Genomic DNA, 14,628 nt, shown 5'->3' with positions numbered 1-14,628 from the left:
ATTCATTAGATTTCCCACACTTTTATTTTGAGCAAACCGCCTTTAACCACATTGCCCCGGCGTACTATCAGCTCATCAAACTGTTCGTCATCTACGCAAAATTCACATTTCACTAAGCTGTCGATTGTTGCTTTCAAATAATTATCGATATCCCGTCTTAACCGATTCGGAAAATGGAATGTCACCTCCAGTTTTAACCGTGCTGCTGTTTTGATTCTTGGTACCAACATGCTCACCAGGTCATGAAAATCACGTGCTTCATCACTCAACTTGAAACCGCGACCAGATTTATTCCAGTAGTGATTCACCGATGGAGGAATAGCCGGCAACTTAAAATCTAAAATGACCTTTTCAGCCCCTTCGTTATTTCGCTCTAAATTCGCTTCTACGGCGTTTTGTTCTGCTTGATGTACCTTTGCTTCAATTTTGTTTTTAAATTGCACTGACGCGCATTCCTTGCGCAAATTGTGCTTATTCAAGTGAACTTCTAACTGTTTTTCACTCATGCGAAGCGTCATGCAGTCGCCCCAAATAAATCAGGTTGAGCAGCAGCTGGATTCATCCATAAGCATTCAATTCGGGTATCAGTACCGCGACCAGATGAAATACGAGCTTTAATTTCTACCTTTTTCCAACCCTTCAGCAGATCTTCATACAAATCGGACTGATATCCGGAAAGCATGACCATTCCTTCCAGATTGATCAGCGTGTTTAAAAGCTCTAAGTGATCTTTATCATCCATCTCGTGACGATAAACACGGCCAGTCTTGGCACCTTCATAGCGAGTATCGTGAACATACGGTGGATCTACATAATGCAAAGTGGTAGGAGCATCATGATCTTTCAGCACCTGGATTGCTGGACGGTTCTCGATCAAAACTCCACTCAATCTCTGGCCAATCTGACTTAGATGTTCTGGATATGTGGTCCACAGTGATTGAGCTGTGCCGTACTGGCGCTTGGTATCAATACGAAATCCTGTAATACCCTTGGTTGCACCAGCCGATCCAAAGCCCATCTGAGCGCGGATGATCGTACGGCGTGCACGTTCTACTGAATCTTCAGTACCAAACCAAGAGTTTTCAAATTCTTCACGGCTGTAAGGCGTTAAGATTAATTGCTCAATGAGCTGTTCTCTCGAGCTAGAATTTCGAAGTACCTTAAAAAGATTAACGATGTCGCCATCAAGATCGTTATAAACCTCAGCATACGCTCGTGGCTTCTGCAGAAGAACTCCAGCTGCTCCTCCAAATACTTCTGTGTAGCAAGTGTGATTTGGCATTTGGGAAATAATCCAATGAGCTATTCGAAACTTTCCACCGTGGTACCGGATTAACGGATGATCTAATTTCACGCTACTCTCTCCGTACGCTTAATCGTTCCTTTGACCATGGCTGCCAATTCAGGTGGACATGGCACGCCTTTACGATTCTTTTCGTTATGCTCAATCGCTACTGGTTTTACCGGTGGTACGTATATCATCTGAACACGTCCAGCCTTTTTCGCTTTAGCCAGGTAATCGCTGTAAATATCCCTGAATGCAAAATGAGCTGCTTTCTGGCCTTCGGTTTTGAGTATGTGACGAACTTCATCCAGTGCACGCTTGGCCAAGGTCGTGATCTTATTGGCCGGATCTGCTTCAAAATTTAAGGCTTTGGCCCATGCTTGTTCAGCTGTCCACCAATCGCCGTCATGCACACACCAAGAACGAAACTCTGGAAGTGATGGACACCATTTTTCAGAATTCATACGCTCTAAGCCACGGCGTAAGTCGTTTTCAGAGAGACCATTCAACACTGTGCATACTGTGAATTGCAGTTGTGCTGGATCAACATTGCCAAATTTTTTATCGAATGCTTCTCCGTACAGCATTTGCATACGTGCCAGAACCTGATCGGCAATCTCTGGTGGGAAATTCACGTTAAACACAGATTGGAATTTAGAAATATTACTCATGGGTTAATCACTCCCTGTCCGTAGCGATGATATTTTTTTGGTTGTTCAGCCTTAGGTTGTTTTGACTCTGCCTTCGGTTTTGCTGGCTGGTAATTGCTTAGCCAGTTCAACCAGGTAGTTATCCACTTCTGAGAACGTCGTGCAGGTTGGCCAACTGACCACTGAGCCAATTTTTTAAGTTCTTCAGAAATGATGCTTTCGGATAGCTTTGGGAAACTCACAGCTGCTTGAGCCATGAAATCGGTTTTGACTGGGTATGTGCCGAATAGATCTTTCAGCGTGTACAGCTTTGGATCGTCAGAGTGGTAGTCAATAAAATTCAAAGCACCACGATCTTGAGCAACAAAATCGGACGGCGCTTTATTCTTATTATTTTCTAAAGGATCTATAGAAGTATCTATTGTGTGTCCTGTTATAGGACTAGTAACTGGTTCACTAGCTGTACTAGTTTGGTCTTGCTGCTGAACTGGTACAGTTACAGGACTAGTCTTGTTAGTGAACCGATCTTTGAGTGAAACCTCATTCAATCGATAAGATTTCATGCCCTGCTTTCCATTAGATACAACACTGATCACACCTAATTTAATAAGCTCTTGAAGTGCGTTTGAAACGGTCGTTCGACCAAGTTTGCGAGATCCAGGAAGATCTCCACCCTGTAGCTGTGAGTAGCTGACAAAATCAGACTCCTTGTTATGTCCGTTAATGCGGTTTTCCAGCTCCGCATAGACGTTACGTGCAGCATCGCTCAGGAATGGCCACACTTCTTTTCGATACAAGCGACTAGACATAACATAGCCCTGATCGAACTTATCGCTATACATGCTTTTTCCAGCCCCTTGTGCTGGTTGTGAAGGCTTTTGAAACTGAATTATTTGAGCAGCATTCATTTCTTCACAACCTCCCCGATACGTGTTAAATTGATCATGTTTTACTACCTTCGTTTACTTGTCTGAGTGAACGGCAATAAGGCTCAACTGGTCGCAACAGTTGGGCTTTTTTTGTGCCTGTGGTTTTGGTGTGATATCGATCAATCTTGGCGGTGGTGTCAGCTCAAAGCTGGTATCCACGGTATCTGTGGTCAAACGCATAAGAGATGCGAGATTATTTAAACGTTCCCGAACTTCAGAAATATTTGATATGCCCAAACTTCTTATATGCTCAGACAAGGTTTTATTTTCAGATCTAGCAATTGCTTCCAAATCACGTTTCTCTTCATACGTGCATTTGAATGTGATGCTTTCAGTTAATTTTTCAGACATGCTTTCTACCTCACACAGCCTTATCGCGCAGCTCAATCCAAATATCTTGATAGGTGTCTGGAAAAAGTTCTTTTCTTGTCGAAAGACCACGATCTTCAGCAATAACAGCAAGTCGGATTTTTCTTTCAGTGGGGATTTTCTTCCATCCGCTCACTGATGGAACTCTGATCCCAAGTAATCGAGCAACGGCAGCTGGTCCACCAAGAGCTTCTATAAGCTGTGCATCATTCATGTTGTTCTCCTAAATAATCATCCAATTATTAGGCATTCCTTATTTTTATTCAATAGGAATACCTAATTTATTTCGTGTTAGGATTTCCTAATGAAAACACTTGCTGAACGTCTTAAATATGCCATGGAAGTTTTACCGCCTAAGAAAATTAAGGGGGTCGAACTTGCACGCGCCGTTGGGGTAAAGCCACCATCTGTTAGTGATTGGCTTTCTGGTAAATCGAAAAATATGGAAGGCCCGAACCTGATTCGAGCAGCCCAATTCCTAAAGGTAAATTCAAAATGGTTAGCTACTGGTATCGGTAAACCTACAGATGAAGAAACAAAAAGTGAGTTCAGTAACGTAAGTTTTAATACTTCACCAGTTATGGAAATTCCTGTTTTAGATTATGTTCAAGCTGGCTTGTTTGGGACTGTTGGATATGATGGAATCAATCCTAAAGATAAAACCTATACGACTTATCAAAGTGCAAAACCTTCTGATGTATTTGGTTTGACGGTTGAAGGAATGAGTATGGCACCTGAATTTTTACCAGGTGATTCACTTGTAATTGATGCATCTTTAGCACCACAACCCGGTTCATTTGTTATTGCTCAGAATGGATCCTATGAAGCCACTTTCAAAAAGTACCGGGTAATTGGCTATGATGAATATGGACGTGAAGAATTTGAACTGGTTCCATTAAACCCAGACTATCCAACACTATCTTCAAGAGACCATAAAATATCGATCATTGGTGTGATGGTTCGCCATGAGCGGAGTTATAAATAATTATGAAAATATTGATCGCTTGTCTGTTTGGTTTACTTATAGCAAATTCCTTTTTCTCTTGGTTTTTATGGAAAGAGAATCAAAGAAATAGACAAAATATCGGCTTTTTAGAAAATAAAATGGATCGATTAGATATAGATTCCCTGGAAAAAATAAGATCTAAAGCTAATACAGATATTGATTGCTCATCTACTGAACCTGGGGACTGGTTAAAATCTTCAATATGTAATTAATATTTAACTTTTCGAACCGCTCTAAATGAGCGGTTTTTTTACACCTATCAAAAAATAATCCAAAAAAATTAGGAATACCTATTTACTTATTTATTAGGATTGCCTAATATTTATCTCGTACCCAATAAAAAGCCCGACTGGACTGGAATCAAATCGGGCTTTTCACAACAACGAGGTAAGTATGAAACAAAACCCTATCCAAAGCAAGTTACCTGCCTTCAACACGTCGAGCATGGTTTCTGAAAAGCTTTACCAGCATCCCGAGCCTAAATCTGTAGCGAAGGAAATCGTTTCAAATGTCGCTGCATGGTCTGTGGTCTTTTCAATTCTTGTGGGCTTATCCGCAATGTTCATTCACCAGGCAGACAAAGAATCTGAGCGTCAGGTGGAAGCCATTAGCACGTCTGTTGGGGGTGCAAAGTGAATGCTTATATCGAACTACCAACAGCACAGCTCATTGAGAAAATGAGCAATGAGGACTATCACGCACGCCCTGAATTCAGCTCAAGCCAGTTAAAAGACATGCTGCGTTCTGGTGCTCACTTCTACTCGAATCACGTGTTAAAGGAAGTCGAGCGCGAATCAAAAACGGCTATGGATTTCGGCACACTGGCCCACACGCTATTCCTTGAACCGGATCAGTTTGAAGCTGAGTTTGCAGTACTGCCAGAGGATGCACCAAAGCGTCCGACTGAAACCATGTTGAAGGCAAAGAACCCTTCTCCGGACACGCTCGGCAAGATCGCATTCTGGGAAAACTTTGAAGCTGAACATGCGGGCAAAATCATTGTGACTGCTGAACAGATTCAAGGTGCACAGCGGATCGTTGAGAACCTGAAGCAACTCAGCATGTATGCCGAAATGCAGAATAATTTTGGTATGGCTGAAGCCAGTATCTTTTTCACAGATCCGGCTTTTGATCTTGAATTGCGTATCCGTCCTGACTGGCACATCGCACCGTGTAAAGCTTTTCCGTTCGGCCTGATTCTGGACTTAAAAACTACAACCGATGCACGTCCGAATGCCTTCTCTAAAAAATGCGGTGACTTTGGCTATGACCTGTCTGCTGCCATGTACCGCGAAGGCTTCCAGGAGTACTACCGCACTGAACAGAAACCGCCTTTTATTTTCCTTGTGGCTGAAAGTTCTATCCCTTTCAACGTCAAGCAGTATCAGGCATCTGAGCTATTTCTCAGTGTCGGTGAAACCCGATACAACAAGGCAAAAGAGCTGCTGGCTGAATCCCTACTGATCAATGAATGGGATGGCTATTCACTCGAACTGGAAGAAATCTTCCTGCCTTCGTACCTCACCAAACAAGCTTTAGAAAACAACTTTAAATAATTAATTTTAGGAATATTTATCATGAATGCTCAAACTCAAATTGCTACTGCTCAACCAACTCACTCTGTTGGCCTTTTAAACCTTGAAGCTTTTGAACTGTCACAACGTGTGGCCAAAATGCTATCTAGCTCTACCCTGGTACCAGAACAGTATCGCTCTGTGATCAAGGTTAAAGCGGGTAAAGATCAAAGCGGTCAATGGATGTACCGCGATGAAGAAAACCCGAACGGTCTATCAAACTGCATCATTGCATTGAACATGGCTAACCGTATGGGTGCAGATCCGTTAATGATCATGCAAAACCTTTACCTGATTGAAGGTCGTCCATCTTGGTCGTCACAGTTCATCATGGCATCTATCAATAGCTGTGGCCGCTTCTCTGCCCTGCGTTTTGATCTGGAAGATCTAGGCGAGAAAGAAGTCGAGTATCAGGAAACTGTCTGGTCTAACCGCCAAAAACAGACAGTGACCAAAAAAATCAAGATCCAGAACTTTGCATGTACTGCATGGGCGATTGAGCGCGAAACTGGTGAACGTCTGAACTCGTCAAAAATCACAATTGAAATGGCAGTGAAGGAAGGCTGGTACCAGAAGAACGGATCTAAATGGCAAACCATGCCTGAACAGATGCTGCGCTATCGTGCTGCTTCATTCTTTGGCCGTGTCTATGCACCAGAGTTATTGATGGGCCTACGTTCTGCTGAAGAAGAACAAGACCAGATCATTGACGTTACACCGGATCAGGAACTGGTAGTTAAGGCTGATACATCTCAATTAAAACGCGACATCCTTGCCGTTAAATCACCTGCCGAACTGAATGCTTTAGAAGAAAAAGTATTCGATATTACAGATGACTCGGCACGCAAAGAACTCACAAAACTGGTGAATGCTCAGGCTCAAAAGTTCCAGCCTAAGGTTGTCGAAGAAGTACCTGCAGAAGAAAAGCCAAAGCGCTCACGTCAACCTAAAGCCGTGGAAGACGCACCAGTAGAAGATATTCCGCCGGCTCAACAAGCTGAAAATATCCAAAATCAAACATCAAATGATGTCGGAGATGGGGCGTTAAGCGTAGATGAATTGAAGCGCCTTCAAGCAGAAGCCGAAGCTATGGTTGAGCAGAAGAAACAGCCTAGCTCAGCGGATCTTAAAAAAGAGTTTGCCAAACGACTGAACTTAGCTAAGTCACTGGCTGATGTGCTGGACATTGAGGAAGAAATCGAAAATGCAAATGGTCTGATTCAAGCTGACTTCCAGTACCTGCAAGCCAACATCGAACAAGTACGCGGCAAGTTTGAGGCATCACAAGCCCCAGCTGTAGACCCGATCAAAAGTGGATCAGTTAAAAACGGTCTTACCCTCCTGATCTCTGATGCCAAGAACGGTGAAGACATTCGACAAGTTGCACAGCAAATGAATGCAGCTAAGCCGAATTTGACCAATGAGCATCAACAGGAATTACTGCAAGCCTACGCGCAGAAAAAGAAATTGATCGAAGATCAGTTCGATATGTTCCAAAGCAACTAACACGGATCTGGCCACACCGGAAGGTGTGGTCTAAAAGGAAATAAATATGAAAGCTCAACAAATCAATGTGACAAACGTACTTCAAGGCACAACAGAACAAGTGGTTGATCAGATCTTCAAAGTTTTTATTGGCCAGATTCATGATCGTATGCAGAAAGACGATCCAGCTCAAGCCTTAGACTTTGCTTTTCTGGTTGCTGGTAATGGCATTGCAGGATTGCTGAATCAGGTTGCAGATCACCGGGTTGATGATATGGCCAAACTGCTTCATGAGATGGTGGACGAAGCTACTGAGAACCTGAAAGCAATGAAAATGAAGAAAAGTTGAGGCAGCTTGATGAATACTGAATTAGAAGTAAATAGCTTTAAAGCTGGCGATAAGATTGTGAGCATTTGCGGAGACTATGAGGGTAGCTTGCTTGAAGTTGAAGCGGTACTTAATCGTAAAGGTCAGATTATTATATTTTTCGAATATGACGACACTATTTGTGATGATTTAAGTTTGCACTTTAGACACGCAAGAGACGCAGAGATTGATGCCGGCAAATGGATTGAGGTGGCGTGATGGATATTCTAGAAGAAATAGATGTTTTTTTTAGTGCATGTCAGCTGACACAGGATGAATCTAACAACTTAGTTTTTAACGGTATGACTGGTTGTTTTGAATCTAAATATCTTGCTGATTGGTTTGTAAACCAGATTAATTTCGGGTGGAAATTATGGCAAGCAGCCAAAGCCCAAGCGGTGCCGGAAGGGTTTGTTTTGGTTAAGAAAGAGTTGCCTGAGCAGATTGCGGAAAAAATGGCGATTGATCGCATCGATAAGCCAAGACACGAGAATGATCCGGTTTGGAGTGAAATTGCGGAGCAATCATATAAGGATCAGGTCAAATCTAAAAAGTGGGAATTTTGGCGTGATTATAAAGCCATGATTGAAGCACAGGAGCCAGCCAATGCCGACACAAATAGTTAAACCGGCTCCTTTTGATGACGCTCAGTGGCTCTGGTGCACTGAGTGGTGCAAGAAAAAAGGTTTAAGCCCATACGATGCACAAAACTGGGCTAATGCAAAAGCAGAATATTTAAAGGTTACGAAGGAGGTGAATTGATGGCTTTATATATCTCAACGCCTGACCTGTTGAAGCGTTACGGGATAACCAAAGGCACTTTGATCAACTGGCGTAATAAACAGGATTTCCCTGAACCATTGATCAAAGCACATGGTCGTTCAAGCAGTCGCTACGGCATCAAGGCTGTAGATGCCTGGGAAAGAAGTAAAGGATTGCTTGAGTCGCTTGAAATACAACCCTTAATATCAAAACGCTCATGATTGTTCAGTATGGCGCAGAGTTTATGGAACCACTTTTCATAAGCCTGCGCCTGTTCCCCCAAGTATTCATGTAAATCATACGTTCCCCATATAGCCGGCAATCCATGTCCTAGCATAATTTCACAGATATGCGGTGGAGCCAGTTCAGAAATATGCGTCCTCATCGTTCTACGTAAATCATGCATGGTCCAGTGCTGCATCTCTACACCAAAACGCTTGCGCACATTGTCAATCACAAACGGCGGTATGGTTGTCTGAAAGCTCTTTTCAAGTTTGGTATAAGCCTTGGCTTTCAAGTTCGGGAAAGCGTATTCACAGCTATCTGGTGATAGTGAAAATACATATTTAAGGAATGGCACAATCTGGGGAATTACAGGCCGGATAATCGGCTTGTGCGTACGATCCCCCATCTTGTGATTCTCCGGTGGGATGTACCAAATCATTTCCTGAAAGTCGAAATCAGATTTCTTGGCCAGCCTTAATTCTGAAACACGGCAGCCGAAAAATAGTAGCATGATGATGATGGCTTTATTTTTGGCAGATATCGCATTGGATCTGAGTGCAGCATGCACCACCCAGAATATTTCCTGTTCTGAAAGATAGCGTGACCGCTTCACCTTTTTCACATTCAGATCCGCAGCTTTCAAGTGCTGAATCGGTTGATACTTCAATTTTCCATGAATGCATCCCCAGCGCATGATCATTCTGAGATTGCCGAGCACCTTCACTGATACCGTTCTGGCATTGGCTGCGATTTCAAATAACAGCTCTGACCATTCCTGCAATGAAACATCATCACAGATCCGCCGGCCTATACGTGGGTAGACATGAATCTCGAAAGCACGTGAATCATCCTTGCTTGAAATTTTATGGACGGCGATGGTATTAAACCAGAGTTCACAGATCTCTTTGACAGTCGGCTGTTTTAAATAGTCTGACTCCCCTTTTAATTTTAGCTGCATCGGGTCCTTGCCCTGGTCAAGCTCAGTCTTGTATTTATGCACCAGTAATCTGGCTTCTTTTAGCCCCATCATGGGATATGTGCCAATGTCCAGCCGTTTTGCCTTTCCGTTAAAACGATACCGGTATTGGAAAACGATCTTCCCCTTTGGCGAAATCCGGACAGACAATGCATCCCGATCCGTCACCACTTCAACTTTTTCACGCGGTTTCCCATTGTTGGATTTGAGCCAACTATCACTTAAAGCCATTTAATTTTTTCCAGTCCAAATGCCTTATACTCTGTACATAATCAAACAGAGCAGAATTATGTACACAGATGTGTACACAATTTTTCTTGAAAGGTAAATGACTTTGTTGGACTTTAAAATTATTTGATAATCGTTAAAAAACGCGAAAGTTGAGTAATTCTATTGAATCTAAAGCTTTTCTATATGCTTTGTTGAACTTTGAAAAACTTTGGAGAATCTTGAATGCAAAAGCCGACTATAATTTTTGATATGGACGGAACTTTACTTGATCTTGCCTACGATGATTTCATCTGGAACGAGTTATTACCGGTCCGCTATGCTGAAACACATGGCTGTAGTCTGGAACAGAGCCGCGAAACGCTTTATGCATTCTATCAGCAACATAATCATACCCTAAACTGGTACTCTTCTCGCTTCTGGACGGCTAAAGTCGAAGTCGATGTTCTGGCCATGCAAATTGAGCATAAAGATAAAGTTAGCTTACGCCCTTATTGCTTGGAATTACTCGATTATCTTAAAAATAATGGCTATCCGATCTGGCTTGCCACCAATGCCGACTGTGCAGGACTCGCCTTCAAACTGGATCATCTGAATCTCAAAGATTATTTCAATGTCATTGTCAGCTCGGAAAGCATTGGACATGCCAAGGAATTTGTAGAATTCTGGCAAGGTCTGAATGCTTTGCACCCCTTTGATCCTGAGCAGGTCTATTTTATTGATGATACCGAAAAAGTCCTGAATGGCGCCAAGGCTTATGGCATCCAGAACTTGTTCTGCATCCAGCGACCTTCTTCCAGTAAAGTTGCACGCCAGACTTGCAATTACCCGATGCTGCACCAATTAACAGATTTAATCACTCATTTAAATCAGTCTGAGGTAAACAAGCAATATGCGTAAATCGTCTTTACCCGAAGATGCGGTAGGCATGCGTATAGATAAATGGCTGTGGGCGGCACGTTTTTTTAAAACCCGTTCCATTGCCAAGAATGCTATTGAGGGCGGTAAAGTCCATCATAATGGTGAGCGTGTAAAAGTATCTCGCGAAGTCCGTGTGGGTATGGAGTTGACGATTCAGCAAGGTATCGACAAAAAAACCGTAGTTGTAAAAGAACTTTCTGATGTTCGTGGTCCTGCACCTGTGGCACAGAAACTGTATGAAGAAACTGAAGTCAGTATCGCTCGCCGGGAATTGATTGCATCACAAAGAAAGTTGCATAATCTAGCGCGTCCCGATCATCGGCCAAGCAAAAAAGATCGTCGAGACATCAGTCGATTCAAGAATGAAAATAGTCAGAACTTTGATCAACATTGGTCATATAATGATGATTAAATTCAAGCGTCAGCATGTGTCGTAACACTGCTGGATTTTATAGAACACAAGGGAAATTTCTGTCACTATATTCCTGTGGAACGAAGCTCTAATGTAAGACATCCACTTGAGTACTAAGTTTGTGACATCGTATTGAGGTTGTAAGATGGATGAGAATAAAAACAAGGCGCTCAACGCTGCCTTAAGCCAGATTGAAAAACAGTTTGGTAAAAACACAGTGATGCGTCTTGGTGACAATACCGTGCAAGCAGTTGAAGCTGTATCTACAGGTTCTTTAACGCTTGATATCGCACTGGGTATTGGTGGTTTACCGAAAGGCCGTATTATCGAGATTTATGGTCCTGAATCTTCAGGTAAAACCACAATGACATTGCAAGCGATTGCTGAATGTCAAAAAGCTGGCGGTACATGTGCATTCATCGATGCCGAGCACGCGCTTGATCCTCAATATGCCCGTAAACTCGGTGTAGATATTGATAACCTGCTGGTTTCTCAACCAGACAACGGTGAACAGGCACTTGAAATCGCTGACATGCTGGTGCGTTCCGGTGCGATTGACCTGATCGTAGTCGACTCTGTTGCTGCATTGACGCCTCGTGCCGAGATTGAAGGTGAAATGGGTGACTCACATATGGGTCTGCAAGCACGTTTGATGAGCCAGGCACTGCGTAAAATTACCGGTAATGCCAAGCGTTCAAACTGTATGGTGATCTTCATTAACCAGATCCGTATGAAGATTGGTGTAATGTTCGGTAGCCCGGAAACAACTACTGGTGGTAATGCACTTAAATTCTACGCTTCGGTACGTCTGGATATTCGCCGTATCGGTCAGGTAAAAGAAGGCGATGAGATTGTAGGTTCTGAAACCAAAGTCAAAGTTGTGAAAAATAAAATGGCACCTCCATTCAGAGAAGCTCTGTTCCAGATTCTGTATGGTAAAGGTGTTAACCATCTTGGTGAACTGATTGACCTTGCAGTACAGCAAGAAATTGTTCAGAAAGCGGGTGCATGGTATTCATATCAAGGCGACAAGATTGGCCAAGGTAAGAACAATACCATCCGTTATCTGGAAGAACACAAAGAGCTGGCGGATACTATTGAAAAACTGATCCGTGAGCAACTGCTTACTACAAGCAAAGTAGTCGAAGATAAAGACGAAGAAGAACCAGCAGACTTTCTGGATGCATAATCCTTGAACGTCATAACAGAGCGCCCTACGGGGCGTTTTTGTTATTATGGAATAGATATTTTTATCGAGATCAATATGTCAGACGCAAAATTCAGCAAACTTTTGGACTATGACGCGATTAAACAGCAGTTTGGTGATGCTGAAGATTCAGTCACTCCTGCACCTGTTGAGTCACAGACTTTGCCAGAATTTGATCCGGAAGACAGCTTATTTGGTAACTCCGATAAAGAGCAGAAGAAACCCGGTCTAACCGGCACCCGTTTGCGTTCTTATGCCTTTGCTGTACTAACTCGCAAAGAATACTCCAAAGCTGAACTCATTGAGAAACTGGCGCTTTATGCAGAAGATCGAAATGAAGTGGTCACTTTGGTTGAAGAGCTATCTAGAGAAAACTATCAAAGTGATCAACGTGTCGCTGAAATCATGTTGTCGAGCCAAAAGCGTAAAGGCAAAGGTCCCAATCAGATTAAAATGAAGCTGAAAAGCAAAAAAATTGATACTGCCCTGGTCAGTGAAGAACTCAAAGAAACGGACTGGGTACAACAGGCTTATGAACTGAAGCTTAGAAAATATGGTCCAGAAGTGACGAAAGACCCAAAACTTAAAGCCAAACAGATCCGTTTTCTAATGTATCGTGGTTTTGAAATGGATGCGATCATGAAAGCGATTAGCCGCAAAGCCGAAGATTAATTCTTTTGTATTTGTGAAAAATATGCTTAGGCTATTTTTTTATTTTCCTCTTTGCCATCCTGCTTAACTTAAATAGTTTCCCTTAATTTACAATTAATCCCGAACAACAAAAAGCTTTCAAAAACTCAAATTAAGATAGTCTATTCAAAAGATTGAATTTCAATATTCCAAACAATATGGCATCCACGAAAGCAGCTGTGAATAGAAGATTGAAAGTAAAGATTAAAAGGAATAGAAAACAATAGAAATTAAGATTGAAAAATAAAAAAATAATATAGAGAAATTTTATAATTATAAATCTGGTGGCAACCCTACCAGCAAAGCTCCGGCACATCATAGATCTACTACCGTTGCTACCTTCCGGTCCTGGCGGGGTTCATAGAGTACAATTGCGAAGTAACCGGCAGGGCTACCATTACAGGAACAGAGTATAGAGATTTTTATTGAAGTTGCAAGGGCTGTATTTCAAATTTTCGGCATAAGCTATCCGTTTGATTATTTTAAAAACAATATGCCCCAAGATGCTGATTTTTTAATATTCTTCACAATTAATTCATGAATATCGAAATTCACATGATCTTTGTAAAACCTTGTTGCAATTTCTAAAAATGCCGTTTTAAATGTGAAGCTATAAACGGGTTATCTCTTTTAGAATAAATGAGCTGCGGATACATAATCTCGCCAAGAATCATGGAACTTATATGATGTTTAAGAAACAGGTATTGTGTGCCCTCACTGCACTCTGTACAACCTCTCTTTTTGCTGCGATTCCTATCGAATCACGTGGACTCAGCCAAGGTGCTCAATCAAATAATATCAGCACTCAATCTGCCATTGCTACAGGCGCAGATGCACCTCAGACCAATACCAGCTGGCAGCTTATGCAAAAAAACCAGCAGCTTGAAAATGATCTACGCAGTTTACGAGGAAAAATCGAAGAACAAGAAAATGAGATCGAAAGATTAAAGAGCGAATTAACCAACCGCTATGCAGATCTGGATCAACGTCTTGAACTGTTGCAGCAAAAAATTGAACCTGCTGAAGATACTCCCGCGGAGGATAACCAACAGGATATTTCTCCCAGTTTAAGCTCTAATGCTCCAGTAGCCACTCATCAGGCATCCACAACGCAACAGCCGAGTGAGCAGGAAAAAGCGGCTTATACCATTGCACTGGATGCCTATAAAAATGGTGGTGCAGCTAAAGCTATTGCACCAATGCAGAATTTTATCAAGAATAATCCGAATAGTGTCTATATCAGCAATGCTCACTTCTGGTTAGCCGAATTTAACCTGTCCATTGACCCACCGAATTTTAATGAAGCAAAGAAGAATTATCTGATTGTGGTTGACCGCTATCCAAATTCTGCAAAAGCCTCTACTGCCCTTTATCAGCTTTATAATATTAGTAAGGATGTAGAAAAGAACACTACTCTTGCTTCGCAATATAAAGCGAAACTACTCAAGAACTATCCGAAAGCTGAAGAAGTTAAATTTTTGAAGTAAATAAAAAGTCCCATAAAAAAAGACACCACGAAGGCACTGCTGTCCCATAGTTTGC

The 14,628-nt window shown here is 42.2% G+C and carries 22 protein-coding genes and 1 other RNA gene; 15 read left to right on the top strand and 8 right to left on the bottom strand.

The features are described from left to right. Positions 1 to 5: 5 nt before the first annotated feature. Genes B3Q46_RS04765 through B3Q46_RS04740 form a run of 6 tightly spaced genes read right to left on the bottom strand, consistent with a single transcriptional unit; the run spans position 6 to position 3,447 of the window. On the bottom strand, positions 6 to 518 hold the full coding sequence (locus tag B3Q46_RS04765) for a RusA family crossover junction endodeoxyribonuclease (protein WP_286713758.1): 513 nt from the start codon (positions 516 to 518) through the stop codon (positions 6 to 8). Then, positions 515 to 1,354 carry a DNA adenine methylase gene (locus B3Q46_RS04760; protein WP_286713756.1) on the bottom strand — a complete coding sequence of 280 codons (840 nt, stop codon included), beginning with the start codon at positions 1,352 to 1,354 and terminating at the stop codon, positions 515 to 517. The genes B3Q46_RS04765 and B3Q46_RS04760 overlap by 4 nt, the downstream gene beginning before the upstream one ends. Further along, positions 1,351 to 1,956 carry a restriction endonuclease gene (locus B3Q46_RS04755; RefSeq protein ID WP_286713754.1) on the bottom strand — a complete coding sequence of 202 codons (606 nt, stop codon included), beginning with the start codon at positions 1,954 to 1,956 and terminating at the stop codon, positions 1,351 to 1,353. The genes B3Q46_RS04760 and B3Q46_RS04755 overlap by 4 nt, the downstream gene beginning before the upstream one ends. Continuing rightward, a complete protein-coding gene (locus tag B3Q46_RS04750; protein ID WP_286713752.1) occupies positions 1,953 to 2,843 on the bottom strand; it encodes a hypothetical protein in 891 nt (296 codons plus the stop codon). Before B3Q46_RS04750 ends, B3Q46_RS04755 begins: the two co-directional genes overlap by 4 nt. 54 nt (positions 2,844 to 2,897) lie before the next feature. Next, complete coding sequence (locus tag B3Q46_RS04745) at positions 2,898 to 3,215, bottom strand: hypothetical protein (RefSeq protein ID WP_286713750.1); 318 nt, start codon at positions 3,213 to 3,215, stop codon at positions 2,898 to 2,900. A 10-nt stretch (positions 3,216 to 3,225) separates the two neighbouring features. Next, positions 3,226 to 3,447 (bottom strand): Cro/CI family transcriptional regulator, encoded by a 222-nt coding sequence (locus B3Q46_RS04740; protein WP_064096023.1) that lies wholly within the window; start codon positions 3,445 to 3,447, stop codon positions 3,226 to 3,228. 90 nt (positions 3,448 to 3,537) lie between these two features. On the opposite strand from B3Q46_RS04740, the gene B3Q46_RS04735 reads away from it, so the two are divergent. The 10 genes from B3Q46_RS04735 to B3Q46_RS04690 all read left to right on the top strand — a co-directional run bounded on the left by B3Q46_RS04735 (position 3,538) and on the right by B3Q46_RS04690 (position 8,648). Next, the gene (locus tag B3Q46_RS04735) at positions 3,538 to 4,218 is read left to right on the top strand and encodes a LexA family protein (protein WP_180139014.1); all 681 of its coding nucleotides are present in this window, start codon (positions 3,538 to 3,540) and stop codon (positions 4,216 to 4,218) included. Between the two features lie 2 nt (positions 4,219 to 4,220). Further along, the gene (locus B3Q46_RS04730) at positions 4,221 to 4,451 is read left to right on the top strand and encodes a hypothetical protein (protein WP_180056668.1); all 231 of its coding nucleotides are present in this window, start codon (positions 4,221 to 4,223) and stop codon (positions 4,449 to 4,451) included. 181 nt (positions 4,452 to 4,632) lie between these two features. After that, positions 4,633 to 4,875 carry a hypothetical protein gene (locus tag B3Q46_RS04725; protein ID WP_286713746.1) on the top strand — a complete coding sequence of 81 codons (243 nt, stop codon included), beginning with the start codon at positions 4,633 to 4,635 and terminating at the stop codon, positions 4,873 to 4,875. Further along, positions 4,872 to 5,795: a PD-(D/E)XK nuclease-like domain-containing protein gene (locus B3Q46_RS04720; protein WP_286713744.1), complete on the top strand. Its 924-nt coding sequence runs from the start codon at positions 4,872 to 4,874 to the stop codon at positions 5,793 to 5,795. The genes B3Q46_RS04725 and B3Q46_RS04720 overlap by 4 nt, the downstream gene beginning before the upstream one ends. Positions 5,796 to 5,816: 21 nt before the next feature. Beyond that, positions 5,817 to 7,319, top strand: a complete 1,503-nt coding sequence (locus B3Q46_RS04715; RefSeq protein WP_286713742.1) for a recombinase RecT — start codon at positions 5,817 to 5,819, stop codon at positions 7,317 to 7,319. Between the two features lie 46 nt (positions 7,320 to 7,365). Next, a complete protein-coding gene (locus B3Q46_RS04710) occupies positions 7,366 to 7,647 on the top strand; it encodes a hypothetical protein (protein ID WP_286713741.1) in 282 nt (93 codons plus the stop codon). A 9-nt stretch (positions 7,648 to 7,656) separates the two neighbouring features. Next, positions 7,657 to 7,884: a hypothetical protein gene (locus tag B3Q46_RS04705; protein ID WP_286713739.1), complete on the top strand. Its 228-nt coding sequence runs from the start codon at positions 7,657 to 7,659 to the stop codon at positions 7,882 to 7,884. After that, a complete protein-coding gene (locus B3Q46_RS04700; RefSeq protein WP_286713721.1) occupies positions 7,884 to 8,291 on the top strand; it encodes a hypothetical protein in 408 nt (135 codons plus the stop codon). Before B3Q46_RS04705 ends, B3Q46_RS04700 begins: the two co-directional genes overlap by 1 nt. Beyond that, positions 8,272 to 8,427 (top strand): hypothetical protein, encoded by a 156-nt coding sequence (locus B3Q46_RS04695; protein WP_286713719.1) that lies wholly within the window; start codon positions 8,272 to 8,274, stop codon positions 8,425 to 8,427. Before B3Q46_RS04700 ends, B3Q46_RS04695 begins: the two co-directional genes overlap by 20 nt. Further along, positions 8,427 to 8,648, top strand: coding sequence for a hypothetical protein (locus B3Q46_RS04690; RefSeq protein WP_257220232.1), 222 nt, complete (start codon positions 8,427 to 8,429; stop codon positions 8,646 to 8,648). Before B3Q46_RS04695 ends, B3Q46_RS04690 begins: the two co-directional genes overlap by 1 nt. On the opposite strand, the gene B3Q46_RS04685 is transcribed toward B3Q46_RS04690, so the two are convergent. After that, positions 8,558 to 9,859: a tyrosine-type recombinase/integrase gene (locus B3Q46_RS04685; protein WP_286713716.1), complete on the bottom strand. Its 1,302-nt coding sequence runs from the start codon at positions 9,857 to 9,859 to the stop codon at positions 8,558 to 8,560. The genes B3Q46_RS04690 and B3Q46_RS04685 overlap by 91 nt on opposite strands. A gap of 222 nt (positions 9,860 to 10,081) precedes the next feature. Here B3Q46_RS04685 and B3Q46_RS04680 point away from each other — a divergent pair, with 222 nt between their 5' ends. The 4 genes from B3Q46_RS04680 (at position 10,082) to B3Q46_RS04665 (ending at position 13,068) form a co-directional block, all read left to right on the top strand. Further along, the gene (locus B3Q46_RS04680; protein ID WP_286713714.1) at positions 10,082 to 10,756 is read left to right on the top strand and encodes an HAD-IA family hydrolase; all 675 of its coding nucleotides are present in this window, start codon (positions 10,082 to 10,084) and stop codon (positions 10,754 to 10,756) included. Then, positions 10,749 to 11,189 (top strand): RNA-binding S4 domain-containing protein, encoded by a 441-nt coding sequence (locus B3Q46_RS04675; protein WP_004786147.1) that lies wholly within the window; start codon positions 10,749 to 10,751, stop codon positions 11,187 to 11,189. Before B3Q46_RS04680 ends, B3Q46_RS04675 begins: the two co-directional genes overlap by 8 nt. Before the next feature lie 145 nt (positions 11,190 to 11,334). Then, the gene (recA, locus tag B3Q46_RS04670) at positions 11,335 to 12,378 is read left to right on the top strand and encodes a recombinase RecA (protein WP_104426198.1); all 1,044 of its coding nucleotides are present in this window, start codon (positions 11,335 to 11,337) and stop codon (positions 12,376 to 12,378) included. A gap of 75 nt (positions 12,379 to 12,453) precedes the next feature. After that, positions 12,454 to 13,068, top strand: coding sequence for a regulatory protein RecX (locus B3Q46_RS04665; protein ID WP_104426199.1), 615 nt, complete (start codon positions 12,454 to 12,456; stop codon positions 13,066 to 13,068). Between the two features lie 309 nt (positions 13,069 to 13,377). Here the strand turns inward: B3Q46_RS04665 and ffs are convergent. Beyond that, positions 13,378 to 13,474, bottom strand: an RNA gene (ffs, locus tag B3Q46_RS04660) — signal recognition particle sRNA small type. 295 nt (positions 13,475 to 13,769) lie between these two features. Between ffs and B3Q46_RS04655 the strand changes: the two genes are divergently transcribed. Continuing rightward, complete coding sequence (locus B3Q46_RS04655) at positions 13,770 to 14,573, top strand: YbgF trimerization domain-containing protein (RefSeq protein ID WP_104426200.1); 804 nt, start codon at positions 13,770 to 13,772, stop codon at positions 14,571 to 14,573. Positions 14,574 to 14,628: the final 55 nt, after the last annotated feature.

The sequence above is a fragment of the Acinetobacter sp. UBA2581 genome, from assembly GCF_002339435.1.
Lineage (GTDB): Bacteria > Pseudomonadota > Gammaproteobacteria > Pseudomonadales > Moraxellaceae > Acinetobacter > Acinetobacter variabilis.
Note: the sequence above shows the minus strand (reverse complement) of the source record. Positions and strands in the feature narration are given on the sequence as shown.